The organism is Deferribacter thermophilus (genome assembly GCF_049472675.1).
In the GTDB taxonomy this organism is placed as follows: domain Bacteria; phylum Chrysiogenota; class Deferribacteres; order Deferribacterales; family Deferribacteraceae; genus Deferribacter; species Deferribacter thermophilus.
This window is the reverse complement of record NZ_JAPNXM010000020.1, coordinates 1-13,799: the sequence shown is the minus strand read 5'-3', so window position 1 is coordinate 13,799 and position 13,799 is coordinate 1. Positions and strand designations below refer to the sequence as shown.

At 29.8% G+C, this 13,799-nt stretch carries 16 protein-coding genes and 1 other RNA gene; 7 read left to right on the top strand and 10 right to left on the bottom strand.

The annotated features are described in order from the left end of the window. The first annotated feature begins 114 nt into the window (after positions 1-114). Positions 115-447, top strand: a complete 333-nt coding sequence (locus OWM07_RS10985; RefSeq protein ID WP_423303792.1) for a cytochrome C — start codon at positions 115-117, stop codon at positions 445-447. Between the two features lie 57 nt (positions 448-504). Here OWM07_RS10985 and OWM07_RS10980 read toward each other — a convergent pair whose 3' ends face one another. Beyond that, the gene (locus tag OWM07_RS10980; RefSeq protein ID WP_423303791.1) at positions 505-984 is read right to left on the bottom strand and encodes a hypothetical protein; all 480 of its coding nucleotides are present in this window, start codon (positions 982-984) and stop codon (positions 505-507) included. A gap of 44 nt (positions 985-1,028) precedes the next feature. Between OWM07_RS10980 and OWM07_RS10975 the strand changes: the two genes are divergently transcribed. Beyond that, a complete protein-coding gene (locus tag OWM07_RS10975; protein WP_423303790.1) occupies positions 1,029-1,934 on the top strand; it encodes a lytic murein transglycosylase in 906 nt (301 codons plus the stop codon). Here the strand turns inward: OWM07_RS10975 and rnpB are convergent. Together rnpB and OWM07_RS10965 are read right to left on the bottom strand one after the other, a co-directional pair. Beyond that, positions 1,928-2,337: RNase P RNA component class A (gene rnpB / locus OWM07_RS10970), an RNA gene on the bottom strand. The genes OWM07_RS10975 and rnpB overlap by 7 nt on opposite strands. Positions 2,338-2,353: 16 nt before the next feature. Further along, positions 2,354-3,010, bottom strand: coding sequence for an endonuclease III domain-containing protein (locus OWM07_RS10965; protein WP_423303789.1), 657 nt, complete (start codon positions 3,008-3,010; stop codon positions 2,354-2,356). 22 nt (positions 3,011-3,032) lie between these two features. On the opposite strand from OWM07_RS10965, the gene OWM07_RS10960 reads away from it, so the two are divergent. Continuing rightward, complete coding sequence (locus OWM07_RS10960) at positions 3,033-3,392, top strand: hypothetical protein (RefSeq protein ID WP_423303788.1); 360 nt, start codon at positions 3,033-3,035, stop codon at positions 3,390-3,392. A 35-nt stretch (positions 3,393-3,427) separates the two neighbouring features. Beyond that, positions 3,428-3,652: a hypothetical protein gene (locus OWM07_RS10955; protein WP_423303787.1), complete on the top strand. Its 225-nt coding sequence runs from the start codon at positions 3,428-3,430 to the stop codon at positions 3,650-3,652. Positions 3,653-3,737: 85 nt separating this feature from the next. On the opposite strand, the gene OWM07_RS10950 is transcribed toward OWM07_RS10955, so the two are convergent. Next, positions 3,738-4,583: an EamA family transporter gene (locus OWM07_RS10950; RefSeq protein ID WP_423303785.1), complete on the bottom strand. Its 846-nt coding sequence runs from the start codon at positions 4,581-4,583 to the stop codon at positions 3,738-3,740. Between the two features lie 242 nt (positions 4,584-4,825). Here OWM07_RS10950 and OWM07_RS10945 point away from each other — a divergent pair, with 242 nt between their 5' ends. Further along, positions 4,826-6,136, top strand: coding sequence for a citrate (Si)-synthase (locus OWM07_RS10945; protein WP_423303784.1), 1,311 nt, complete (start codon positions 4,826-4,828; stop codon positions 6,134-6,136). Between the two features lie 51 nt (positions 6,137-6,187). Here the strand turns inward: OWM07_RS10945 and OWM07_RS10940 are convergent, their stop codons facing one another. From OWM07_RS10940 to ccsA, 6 genes are read right to left on the bottom strand one after another with little or no spacing between them, the layout of a single operon-like run. Then, the gene (locus OWM07_RS10940) at positions 6,188-6,937 is read right to left on the bottom strand and encodes a DUF815 domain-containing protein (protein WP_423303783.1); all 750 of its coding nucleotides are present in this window, start codon (positions 6,935-6,937) and stop codon (positions 6,188-6,190) included. Further along, on the bottom strand, positions 6,937-7,902 hold the full coding sequence (hemB, locus tag OWM07_RS10935; RefSeq protein ID WP_423303782.1) for a porphobilinogen synthase: 966 nt from the start codon (positions 7,900-7,902) through the stop codon (positions 6,937-6,939). The genes OWM07_RS10940 and hemB overlap by 1 nt, the downstream gene beginning before the upstream one ends. A 1-nt stretch (position 7,903) precedes the next feature. Then, entirely contained in the window at positions 7,904-8,626 is a 723-nt protein-coding gene (locus OWM07_RS10930) for a uroporphyrinogen-III synthase (protein WP_423303781.1), read from the bottom strand. After that, positions 8,610-9,536, bottom strand: a complete 927-nt coding sequence (gene hemC, locus OWM07_RS10925) for a hydroxymethylbilane synthase (RefSeq protein ID WP_423303780.1) — start codon at positions 9,534-9,536, stop codon at positions 8,610-8,612. The genes OWM07_RS10930 and hemC overlap by 17 nt, the downstream gene beginning before the upstream one ends. 2 nt (positions 9,537-9,538) lie before the next feature. Continuing rightward, on the bottom strand, positions 9,539-10,804 hold the full coding sequence (gene hemA, locus OWM07_RS10920; RefSeq protein WP_423303779.1) for a glutamyl-tRNA reductase: 1,266 nt from the start codon (positions 10,802-10,804) through the stop codon (positions 9,539-9,541). A 1-nt stretch (position 10,805) separates the two neighbouring features. Beyond that, positions 10,806-11,594, bottom strand: a complete 789-nt coding sequence (gene ccsA / locus OWM07_RS10915) for a cytochrome c biogenesis protein CcsA (RefSeq protein WP_423303778.1) — start codon at positions 11,592-11,594, stop codon at positions 10,806-10,808. Between the two features lie 83 nt (positions 11,595-11,677). Between ccsA and OWM07_RS10910 the strand changes: the two genes are divergently transcribed. After that, positions 11,678-12,979, top strand: coding sequence for an MATE family efflux transporter (locus OWM07_RS10910; protein ID WP_423303777.1), 1,302 nt, complete (start codon positions 11,678-11,680; stop codon positions 12,977-12,979). Next, positions 12,969-13,727: a phosphatidylglycerol lysyltransferase domain-containing protein gene (locus tag OWM07_RS10905; protein WP_423303776.1), complete on the top strand. Its 759-nt coding sequence runs from the start codon at positions 12,969-12,971 to the stop codon at positions 13,725-13,727. The genes OWM07_RS10910 and OWM07_RS10905 overlap by 11 nt, the downstream gene beginning before the upstream one ends. The last annotated feature ends 72 nt before the right edge of the window (positions 13,728-13,799 follow it).

Here is a 13,799-nt window from a genome sequence, read left to right as displayed (position 1 = left end):
AAATTGAGTAGAAAATTGAGCAAAATTTAAGAAAAATGATGAAAATTGAAAAACATAGAAATTATGCAATAGCCTTAATATAATATATATCCTAAAAAATTGAAAGGAGGTTTTATGAAAAAATTAATCATCTCATTAGCAATTTTGGCTTTTTCAACATTAGTAATTGCTGGACAAGGTCCAGAAGTAATCGATCTTTCAAAATCTTTTGATATCCCAAAATTAACTAAAAAAGAAGTTAAGTTTCCTCATTGGGCACATCAAAAAAATAATCAGTGTTCTGATTGCCACTTAGAAGGAGGAGCTCTTAAAAACATTAAAAGTGGTGGCAAGCTAGAGCCAGGTGTTGTAAAAGGTATTAATAACAAAGTTCACAAAGAGTTCTGCTGGCCATGTCATATTGCTAAAAAAGTTCCTAGAGGAAAATCTTGTAGTAAGTGTCATTAATAATTATCAAATACTAGGAAGGGGAGAGGAAGATAAGTCCTCTCCTAACTTATTTAACTAATTTTCTTCGAATTTTTCCATTATTTCAATTTGTTTGTAAATCTTTGGATCATCTATCCATTTACTTGCTTCTTTAAACATTCTTTTGGCTTCTTTTAAAATATCAAGATCTTTTTTATCCCTAAACTCTTTTATTAAAGTTATCCCCCTCAATACAAGATGAGAAACAAAATTTCTTATCTGCCTTGCTTTATCTATCTTAACAGCTAATCTCATTATAAATGCAACAAAAACACCAAAAGGGATCCATATATATAGTTTAAAAGGGAACTGTATTAAATAAAATAATAAACCAGCAACTAAAGTGGCACAAATAGCAACAGCAAGGCCAGGTGTTCCAATAAAAAATACTGGTACATTCTTACCATCAACATATTTATAGTATGTAAAGGGGTTTAAGCTACTACCCTTATTGTACTTTTTATTAATTTTTGAATAATATTCTTCCAAACCTTTCACAATCTCTAACTCTTTCATATTCTACCTCTTGTATAATTTTTCTAATTATGTACATTAAAAATATGAAAATAACCATATTTTGTTTATTTTATTTTCTTAGTTATTCTATATTTGCCTACTCAGAAAGTATCGTTGACCACATAACAAGCTATTATTCAATACCACAAGATTATATACAAAATATTATATCTAAATCAAGTATTGATAATACTGTTATTAAATTAATAAATAATCAAAAAGAAAAGCTACCATTTTCCGCTTATAAGAAAATTTTTATAAATACAAAAAGAATCAAAAAAGGGAAAGAATATATCAAAAAACACTCATATTGGTTAAAAAGAGCTTCAAAACAATTTGATGTGGATTATAAAATTATTACTTCTATAATTGGAATAGAATCTCTTTACGGTCAACACAAACCTCAATTTAAAGCAATAAACAGCCTGTATACTTTAGCAACAAAATTTGAAAGAAGAAAAAGCTATTTTACATACGAATTAGCAAGTTTTTTATATTACACTTACAAAGAAAATATTAATCCATTTTCAATCAATTCTTCTTATGCAGGAGCAATAGGGATTCCTCAGTTTATGCCATCAAACATTTTAAAATTTGGCATAGATTTCAACAAAAATGGAAAAATAAACTTAATAAAAGAGCATCCAGACGCAATTGGAAGTGTAGCAAATTATCTGAGACATTATGGTTTTAAGAAAAATAAACCCACTGCCATAAAAATAAAAATTATAAACAAAAGAAAAATCAAATTAAATACGCCTGTAAGATATTCAAATATAAAAAAACATATTTATTCCCCTTTTAAAGTAAAAAATTCATACATTGTGAAAGTGATTAAAGTAGAAAAGGATTATTGGCTAACATTTAAAAATTTTGAAGCATTATTAAAATACAATAACAGTATAAATTATGCTCTAACAGTGCTTTTATTATCTAAAAAAATTGGGTGAGATGGTCTATAAGCCGGATTCTGTACCCATCATCTTTGATGGGCGGTGATCATTTCTCTAGGCTTGCTGTTGCCAGCAAGCTCAAGCGGCTTACCCGTGAGCATCGGGCGGGCCACCCTCAAACGCTCACCTATTTAGCCTTGCACCGGGTAGGGTTTGCCGTGCCTTCATCTGTCACCAGATGAAGCGGTGGGCTCTTACCCCACCTTTTCACCCTTACCGAGCACCTCATTGTAGATATTTTAATATTAACAAATAAAACACCTAAAATGAGGTGCTCGGCGGTCTGTTTTCTGTGGCACTTTCCCTGCCTCACGGCAGGTCGGTGTTACCGACTACCCTGCCCTGTGGTGTCCGGACTTTCCTCCAGGCTTATTAGCCCAGCGATCACCCGACCATCTCACCCATTTATTATATAATTACTCAATATTTTTATTACAATATTTTTTCAATATACAAAAATTACATAATGGTTTCTTTTTACAATACGATTTACATAACTCAACAATACATGCATGAAAATTTTTATATTCATAAAGGTCGCCACGAAAATTTTTGTGCACAAAATCTTGACATTTATCATAGTTATCGTAATCTCCCACCCCATATCTTTTAAACAGCCTCATAGTATAAGCATCAACAACAAATATTTTAAAATCCAACGCATACAAAAGGATTGAGTCAGCAGTCTCTTTTCCTACACCCTTTAAAGATAATAACATTTCTCTTGCATCTTCTATTGAGAATTTTTTTAAAGATAAAATATCTCCATCTAATTTTTTATCTACAAAATCACAAAATATTTTAATCCTTTCTGCTTTTTGATTATAAAATCCAGCTGGCTTTATTAACCGTTTTAATTGCTCAGTATCAATTTCAATTAATTTTTTGTAAGTCAATAAATTTTTTTCTTTTAGATTCTTAATTGCCTTTTCAACATTTGTCCAGTTTGTATTTTGTGTTAAAATAGCTCCTACACAAACTTCAAATGGAGTCTCAGCAGGCCACCATTTCAAATCTCCATAAAAATTATCAAGTAATTTATAAAGTAAATTTAACTTCTCTTGAATCTTCATATAAAATTCTTTATAAAAAATTATGGATGAATTATCATATTTAAAACAGGAAATAAATCAACTAAAGAGTGATACATATTTAAGTTATTCTAAAAAAGTTGAAATAGCACATAAAATGCTTCTTGATGAAAAAAACAAATTAAATCGACTTAAAAAAATCAAAGAAAAAGTTTTATTAAAGCTATCAGATTGTAAAAAAAGAAGAAAAAAAGCTGTTTTAAACGAACTTTTAAGAAGGTTAGAAAAAAAGATTGTAGTCTCAAACCAAAAGATTATAAAACTAAATAATATTTTTAACAAATATTTAGAAGATTTTAAACGACATCGAGAATACCTTGGTTTATACGATCATTCTTTTATAAATAGTTTCTATAAAGATTAATCGATACAATCCGATTATTATTCAAAGAGGTAAATATGGATATAAAAATTTTACCAGCAATAACCTTTCCTATAATAAATGAAAAGTCCTCCAATGAAAAAATTAAAACAGATAAAAAGCGCATAAAAGGGAAAATAGTGAATGTAAGATCTGCTAGAAACAATGAAAAAGGGAAAACTGTCATTACAATCATTTCAGATGAAATAACTACTGCCATTGAACATCTAAACAACAGACAAGTTACAATTTTAATAGAATAAAAAGAGGGGGTACCCCCTACCCCACAAAATTGAATTGGCGTGGTTGTTCCACTACCTACTTAAAATTAGAGCAAAAATCATGCCATTAGTTTAAGATTCTCAAAATATTAATTCCTATAAAAATCAAAAAAGCTCCAATTAGTTTATAAATAGTTATTTTTTCTTTTAAAAAGAGATACCCTAAAATCACACCAAATAAAACATTTGCTTGCCTTAAAAATATAGCATAGGAAAGATTTACCATACTAAGACCAAATCTGTAGGAAAAAATTGAACCTAAGAGTACACAACCACCAAATAATATTTTTATAAAATCTCTTTTAACAGTATCTAATGGCTTCTCTTTTATAAATTTCCTATTAAATAACCACATCTGTATGGTCATAAACATTGTTAAAAAATATATATAAAGAAAAATATTATCACCACTAACACCTATTTTATCAATTAGAGCACCAAAAGAATAAAATATTGCAGCTAAAAGCGAAAAAACTATTCCATTAAAATTTCTTTTTTCATTTGAAGTTACTTCAGATGTAATTATATAAACTCCCAATATAATCATAATTATCCCTATAATCCCAAAAACTGAGACCTTTTCCTTTAATAAGAATTTAGCCCAAATAAAAACAAATAGAGGAGAGCTATTAATTATAGGATAATATGAACTAAGTTCACCATATCTATAGGCAGTTGATAAACAGATATGATAAAGTGAAAAAAACAGTGATGCCAAGAGTGAGTATAAAAATATGTTAAATTTGAGATAAAAGTAGCTTTTAAAAAAAATCAGATATATAAAAGAAAATAAAACAAAGTTTGTAATATGTATAAAAAAATTAAAGTGGTACTTGTTAAATGATGATTTCAATAGCATATTCCAAACTGAGTGAAAAAAAGCACTAATTAAAACTAAAACAAACCCTAGCATAATCCTTAATTATTTATAAATACTCTGTTAGTCAAATAATATTTTATCAGATTTTAATATTACAATCTGATAGTTTTTTTCTATAACATGAATTTATCTTATTGATGAAAAATATATTTTAACACCATTCAATTTCATGATATTGCATATTGTATACAATTTCATGTTGACATAATTAATGATTAGTGATAAAAATAAATAGCGTTTTATAATAAATAATGATTAAACCTGAGGAGGTATCTATGAGTAAACTAAAAGAAAAACTTGCCAAGAAGATCGAAGAGCACAGACCTAGGACTACTAGACTTGTAAAAGAATATGGAGATGTAAAAGTTTGTGATGTAACAATTTCTCAAGTTATTGGTGGGATGAGAGGGATTAAATGTTTGGTTACTGACATCTCTTACCTTGATCCTTATGAAGGGATTAGATTTCGTGGATATACAATCCCAGAAGTATTAGAAAAACTTCCTAAACCAGCTGGTTGTGAAATGCCTTATGTTGAAGGGCACTTCTATCTTCTTTTAACTGGTGATATCCCAACTGAAGAGGATGTTCAAGAAGTTATCGAAGAGTTCAAAAAGAGAAAACAAGTTCCTCAATATGTTTACGATCTTTTAAGAACTATGCCAAGAGATACTCATCCTATGACTATGTTTTCAGCAGCTGTTCTTTCAATGCAAAGAGAGTCCAAGTTTGCTAAAGCTTATGCAGAAGGGAAAATGAATAAATTTAATTACTGGGAATACATGTATGAAGATGTATTAGATCTTCTTGCAAAATTACCTGAAATTGGTGCTTATATTTATAGGATGAAATATAAAGGGGATACTCCAATACCATCAAATCCTGATTTAGATTTTGGTGGTGATTTTGCTCACATGATGGGTATTGACAAGCCTTATGATGATGTTATGAGGATGTATTTCATCCTTCACTCAGACCATGAAAGTGGTAATGTATCTGCACATACTACACACCTTGTTGCTTCAGCTCTTTCTGATGCTTACTATTCACTTTCTGCTGGTCTCAACGGTCTTGCTGGTCCATTACACGGTCTTGCTAACCAAGAAGTTTTAAAATGGATCCAAGATCTTCGTGCAAGATATGGTGATAAAATGCCTACAAAAGAAGATCTTGAGCAGTTTTGCTGGGATACATTAAATAGTGGACAAGTTATTCCTGGATATGGTCATGCTGTTCTTAGAAAAACTGACCCAAGATACACAGCTCAAAGAGAATTTGCTCTCAAACATTTACCAGATGATGAATTATTCCAAATAGTTAGCATGCTTTATGAAGTTGTACCTGGCGTTCTTGAAAAACATGGTAAAGCTAAAAACCCATGGCCAAATGTTGACGCTCACTCAGGTGTTATTCAGTGGCATTATGGTGTTAGAGAATACGATTTCTACACAGTATTGTTTGGCATTGGTAGAGCTCTTGGTGTTCTTGCTAACATTACTTGGGATAGAGCTCTTGGTTATCCAATCGAAAGGCCTAAATCAGTTACTACTGATATGCTTGAAGAAATCGCAGGAATTAAAAAATAATTCTCAGTTTACTCTAAATAAAAAAAGGGGTGCTGAAGCCCCCCTTTTTTATTATCCAAAGATTTTCTTATATATTACAAACTGTTTTGCAACACGACCAGTTCGTCCACCTCTATTTATTGCAAAATTTTCTGCTTCTTTTTCCCAGCCTTCCCATTCAGTAATATTATATTTTTTTAAGTAATTCCTACATATATTTAAATAAATCTCTCTACTAATAGGATAAAACCCAATTACAAGACCAAATCTTGCGTAAAGTGAAATTGCTTCATTAATTTCATCCCTATCATAATGAGATCCAGACTCAGTATCATACACTTTATCTGAAATTAAATGCCTTTTATTAGATGTCGCTACATAAATAATGTTAAATGGTTTAGATTCTAGTCCACCTTCCATTATTGATTTAAATTTACGGTAAAAGATATCTTGATTATCAAAAGAAATATCATCAAAAAAAAGGATAAACCTATATTTTTCATGCGGTCTAAGAATCTTAAATAATTTATAAATTGATTCAATTTTATCTTGGGGAAATTCAATAACTCTAAGCCCCCTATCATGATATTCATTAAGTAACATATTAATTAAAGAAGATTTCCCACAACCACGCTCCCCCCATAGAAGCATATTTAATGCTAAACCATCTGACAAAAAAGATTCAATATTTTTAATCACTAACTCTTTTTGTTTATCTATTCCTATTAAATCTCCCTCTTTAATCTTTTCATAAAAATGTATCTCTTCTAACTCAGTACCATTCCATCTAAATGCTTCACAACCTTTAAACAAATCTTCCACTACAATTGCTCCGCAATTTCTTTAGCAAAATATGTCAATATTAAATCAGCCCCTGCTCTTTTTATAGAAATTAATGATTCATATATCACCTTTTCATCCAGCCACCCTTTTTCTATAGCAGCCTTCAACATGGAAAATTCTCCACTTACATTATAAGCAGCAATAGGAACATTAAAATTCTCTCTCAAATCACGGATAATATCAAGATAAGGTAATGCAGGTTTTACCATAATAATATCTGCCCCTTCTGCAATATCTAACTCAGCTTCCTTTAAAGCTTCTAATCTATTTGGTGGATCCATTTGATAAGATCTTCTATCACCAAAAGCTGGGGTGCTCTCAGCAGCTTCTCTAAATGGGCCATAAAATGATGAGGCATATTTGACAGCATAACTCATTATAGGAATATTATAAAAACCATTTTCATCCAAAATATCACGAATAGCTGCAACTCTACCATCCATCATATCGCTTGGAGCAACCATATCAGCCCCTGCTTTTGCATGGCTCAAAGCCTCTAATGCTAAATATTTCAGAGTTTCATCATTATCCACATCGCCATCCTTAATAATACCGCAATGTCCATGATTTGTATATTCACACATACATACATCTGTAATTACATATAAATCTCTCGTATTCCCTTTAATCGCTTTAATTGCTTTTTGAATTACCCCTTCATCATTATATGCTTCACTACCCACTTCATCCTTATGCTCTGGAATTCCAAAAAGTATCACAGCAGGAATCCCTAATTTTTCCACTTCAATGCATTCTTTTACTATATTATCTATACTCATCTGGTAATTTCCGGGCATTGATTTAATCTCATTTTTCACATTTTCACCTTCAACAACAAACAATGGATATATTAAGTCATCCACAGAAAGCTTAGTCTCTCTAACCATTCTACGAATTGTCTCATTTCTTCTTAATCTTCTACTCCTAACCACAGGAAATGTCATATTAACCTCCAGAAGTTTTTATTTTAATTAAAAGGTTTACCAAATCATTTATAGTATAACGATCAGGATAAATACATTCAACACCATACCCCTTTAACTCTTTTGCAGTCACATTTCCAATTGCAACAAATAAGTAATTTTTCAAATCTAAATCATTTATCTGTTTAAAAAATGACCTTACAGCACTTGGTGATGCAAAAGTTATGACTTCTATACGAAATCTTTTTATAAAATCTTCTAAATAACCTTTTGCATATATTTTTTCTATTGTATCATAAACAAAGCATCTCTCTACTAAACAACCTCTATCTTTTAGATAATTTGCCAAATCATCTTTAGCAATTTTTGTAGTAGGTATCAAAATACTTTTACTTTCAATATGTTGTGTATCAAAAAAGTTCATTAGCCCCTTTGCACTAAACTCCTCTGGAACAATATCCACATTAAACCCATAATATTCCAGCTGACTTTTTGTTTTTTCACCAACAGCAACAAGATTTTCATATTTCAATACTCTTAAAAAATGTAAAGAATAAATTACAGCATTCCCACTTGTAAAAATAATGTAGTCATAATAATTATGCTTAGGCAAATTTGACAACTGAACCGTTTCTATTAATGGCAACAAAAATGGGTAAAACCCATTTGTTGATAATAGATTTATAAATTCTACTGATTGTTCTGGTTGTCTTGTAACTAAAACTCTTTCAATCCCCTTGTGCATAAATCTCTTCTATTATCTTTTTCCCACCTTTTGACAAAATCTTTTCAGCTAATTGTAACCCTAATTTAACAGCATCACTTTTATCACCTTCAATCTCCTCATACAAAAACTTTTCACCCTTCAAATCTGATAAAAACCCTTTAACCTTTAAAACATTACCATCTAAAATAGCAAGACAACCTAATGGCACCTGACAACCACCCTCTAATTTTTTCAAAAATGCTCTTTCTGCTTTTGTCCTATAAACAGTCTCCTCATGATTCAAAAAGTTAATAATTTCTTGTACTTTTTTATCATCTTCTCTATATTCAATCCCCAGTGTCCCCTGGCAGACAGCTGGTATCATCAATGAGTCATCAATGGTTTGTTTTACATGCTCAAGTAGTCCCAATCTTTTCAATCCTGCTTTTGCAAGAATTATTGCATCAAACTGGCCTTCGGTTAACTTTCTGATTCTTGTATCCACATTCCCCCTTAAATCCTTTATTTTTAAATGTGGATATTTCTTTATTAACTGCACTTTTCTTCTAAGACTACTTGTCCCAACTACTGCACCTTCAGGCAACTCTTGTAAGCTATTATACTTTAAGGATAAAAATGCGTCAAAAGGCTCTTCTCTAATAGGGAAAACACCTACTTCCAAACCATTTGGTAGCTCTACAGGCACATCCTTCATGGAATGCACTGCTATATCAACATTTTTATTCAAAAGCTCTTCCTCTATCTCTTTCACAAACAGCCCTTTTCCACCAATTTTAGCTAAAGGGGTATCCAAAATTTTATCTCCAGTAGTTTTAATGATCTTTAATTCCACTGAAATATTATGTTTTTCCTCAATCAAAGACTTAATGTAATTTGCTTGCCAAAGTGCTAACTTACTACCTCTTGTACCAATTACTAACTTTTCCATCTTCACTCCTTTAGTTTAAATAATATTTCTGCTGCTTCAGCTAAAGTATATTTCCTATTTTCTGTACTTCTACTTTTTAATACATTTAAAGGGTTATGAAGAACTTTATTCATGTAAGAAGTTAGAAGATATGATATTTGCTTTTTTAAATTTTCATCTTCTATTTTATTTTTTCTAAAGAATTTATCTAATTCTGCATCTTTTATATCTTCAAATGTAGATCTGATAAGTTTTATTGTTGGAACTATTTTTAAAGATTCCAACCATTTGTTAAAATCTTCTACTGAATGTTCTATATATTTAAGAGCTTTTGCAGCTTCCTTTTGTCTTTCCCTTTTATTAGCTTCAACAACCTCTTTGAGATCATCAATGTCATACACATACACATTATCAAGTCGCTCAATTTCGGGATCAATATCCCTTGGAACAGCAATATCTATAAAAAACATAGGAGAAAATTTTCTCTGCTTCATAACAGATTTAACTTGATCATAAGTTAAAATGTAAGTTGGTGCACCGGTAGAACTAATAACTATATCTACATCACTCAATTTTGTATAAAACTTATCAAAAAATATGGCTTCACCACCTACCTCTTCTGCCAAAGCTTCAGCTCTAGAATATGTCCTATTTGTCACATAAATCTTCTTTATATTCGATGTTACTAAGTGCTTTGCTGCCAATTCGCACATTTCACCGGCACCAATAATAAGTGCTGTATTATTGTTTAACTCACCAAAAATTTTTTTGGCTAATTCAACAGCAGCATAGCTAACAGAAACTGGGTTCTCTGAAATACCAGTATGTGTTCTAACCTTTTTAGCAGTCTTTAATGTAACTTGTTCTAAATGCTTTAAAAATGTATCGTATTTCCCATAAACTTTTGCCTTTTCAAAAGCATCTTTAACCTGACCTAATATTTGTGGCTCTCCTAAAACTAAAGAATCAAGCCCACAAGCCACTTTGAAAAGATGTTTTAAAGCCTCATTCCCACAATAAATATAGATATATTTTCTGACTTCATAAACCTGCTCTTCTATTCTTTCTGCTAACCTGTTTATAACACTTTCCACATTGCAGAGAAAATCATCCGTTACTATGTAATATTCTACCCTATTACAAGTTGATATAATAAGTGCTTCATAAATCCTATCATTACTTAAAATCAAATTATATTCATTTTTTAATTGTTCATCATCTAATGCCAACTTTTCTCTAATTTCAACAGGGGCTGTATTATGGTTTACCCCTACAACAGCTAATTGCATACTAACCTCTCATCAATAAAATAACTACTAAATATGTAATACAGATCGAAATAAACCCTAATATACTCAAAAAAGCAATATTTTTAGGGCTTAAACCTCTAAATAATTTTAGTAAAATAATTGCACCAAATATACACCAACTAATCATTGCAAATAAAATTTTTGGATTTGATAAAAATGAAAAGTTTAATAAATAAAATGACCATATAAAACCACTTATTACACCAATTGTATAGAAAGAAAACCCGCTTAATAGAGTAAAATTATTAAGTTTGTTTATTGTTTCCAATGGTGGAAATTTATTAAACAACAAACCAAAATTTTTCTTTTTTAACTGTTTTTCCTGTAAAAAATATATTATGCCAGTTATTGCAGACATTAAAAATAAGCTCGTACCAAAGATTACAAAAGGTAAATGTATATATAGCCAAAAATTATTATTAACAGATACAGAATATACATTATCCAAAGTAAAAATTGAAACAATTGATAGTATTAAAATTATTGGCGAAAGCGCAAAATATAATAAAGGCCTTTTATACAGCCAGTAGATAATCAAATAAAAGATATTAATAGAAAAAACCAAAAACACAAATATTTCACCAATGGTATCAAAGGGTGAATTCCCTGGCAGTGCAAAAAGTTTTACTAAAAATATGGTATTCAAAGTCAAGCCTAAAACAACAAAAAAATTCAACACCTTCACCAGATTTTTATAACCTAAGAAAAAGTACAACATACTATGTAACAAAGCAAGAAGATAAAAAACAAAAGCAATATCAAAAAACATTATAGCCTCCAATAAAATAAATACATTGTGTAATTAACATATATAAACTATAATTGTCTATAAAAAAAATGATGGTTTGAAAAGTGAAAAGTTTGATTAAAAAAAGTTGGCAACAAAGCTGGCCAATGATTTTAATAATGTTTGCAGAATTTATTATCTCCATTACAGATGTTTTTATTGCAGGAAAACTTGGGAAAGAATATCAAGCTGCAGTTGGATTTGTATCCCAAATCTATTTTGTTCTAATTGTTATTATTAATGCTGTCACTATGGGAACAGTAGCACTGATTTCAAGAAAATGGAGTGAAAAAAATACAGAAAATTTAATTATTTCGATCAGCACAGTTTATTATTTTGCATTACTTATAGGGTTTATCACAATGATATTAGGGCTTTTATTTTCAAAAAAAGTCACATTATCGATACCGATACACTACGAAGTGAGATCAATAGCTGCAGAACTTGCTTTCATATACACTCTCGGTATTTTTTTTCATTATGTATTAATTTTAACAAATGGGATTCTTAGATCTATCAACAAAGTAAAATTATCACTTTTAACAATGATTATTGTTAGTTTATCAAATGTAGCTCTTAACTTTTATTTTGTTTTTCATACCAAGCTCAATTTCAAAGGGATTGCTTTATCAACTGCTGTAAGCGTAATGATTGGTGCTATGCTAAACAGTTTCTATTTAAAAAACTATTTAAAAATAATTAAACCACAATTTGAAACTATCAAAAAGGTATTAAAGATTGGAATACCAAGTGGAATTTTACAAATTGGCTGGCAACTTGGATCAACAGTAATTTTTTTAATAATTAATAGCTTAAAAATAAACCCAGTAGAAGTAATGGCAGCTTTCACAAATGGAATCAGAATAGAATCTGCAATATTTTTACCAGCATTCGCCTTCAATATGGCAAATGCTGTAATTGTGGGAAATTTATTAGGAGAAAAGAAAAAGGATGAGGCATATAATAATGGACTTGTAACAGCTATAATGGGAGCTGCTTTAATAACAATAATAACTATAATTGTCATAATAAATGCAAAAAATATAGCTAATGTTTTATCAAATAATCAAATAGTTATAAACGAGACAATAAAATATCTAATAATTAGTATGATTAGCGAGCCATTTATGGCTTTTGGTGTCATATTAGGTGGAGGGATATCAGGTGCAGGTGATACTAAAAGTGTGATGAAAATAGTTTTAACATCTTTATGGTTAATAAGAATACCTCTTGCCTTTTTATGTGTTGTAATTTTGAAATTAAATGCTACATTTATCTGGTGGAGCATGAATATCTCAATTTTTATACAATGTTTATTTATATTTAGACACTATAGATCAAAGAGGTGGCAAAAAGATGAATTGTGAACAATTAGAGTTATCACATAAAAATATACTTTTTAATAAACTCAAAAGTATTGACACGATGATTTCTGAGTACAATTTTGCAAATCTTTACCTTTTTAGAAAAAAACATCAATATGAAGTCTGCTCAACTGATTTTAACAACGAAAGATATTTTTTTATCAAAGGTAAAACTTACGATAACAAAACATATATTATGCCAATTTTTGAAATAGATGAAAATACAGCTAATCTTTTTAAGGAACTACAAAATGATGTAGATTATCTATTCCCCATTGATGAAAAATGGCTAAAATATTTTAAAGAACATAATTACTACTATTTTGATGGTGATTCAGATTACATATATACTGTTGAAAAGATATCTTCATATAGTGGGAGAAAGCTGCATAAAAAGAGGAATCTAGTTAAGCAGTTTAAAAATCTTTATGAAGTAGAAGTTAAAGCTTTACTCTCAAATGAAGTAAAAAACGCTAAAAAAATCCTTGAAGAATGGGTTGATGAAAACACTCTATCTAAAAATGAAACCGATTTTTTTGAATGCCTAGAAGCCCTTGATCTTTTAGAAGAGCTTGTTCTTTGTGGATTGATTTACTATGTAAATGGAAAGCCTGCTGGTTTCATAATTGGTGAAGAACATAATCAAGATTTATTTTTAATTCACTTTGCTAAAGGGTTAAAAAAATATAAAGGGATTTATCAATTTATTTATAATGATTTTGCAAAAAAACTTCCTAAAAAATATAAATAAGGCTATTGCATAATTTCTATGTTTTTCAATTTTCATCATTTTTCTTAAATTTTGCTCAATTTTCTACTCAAT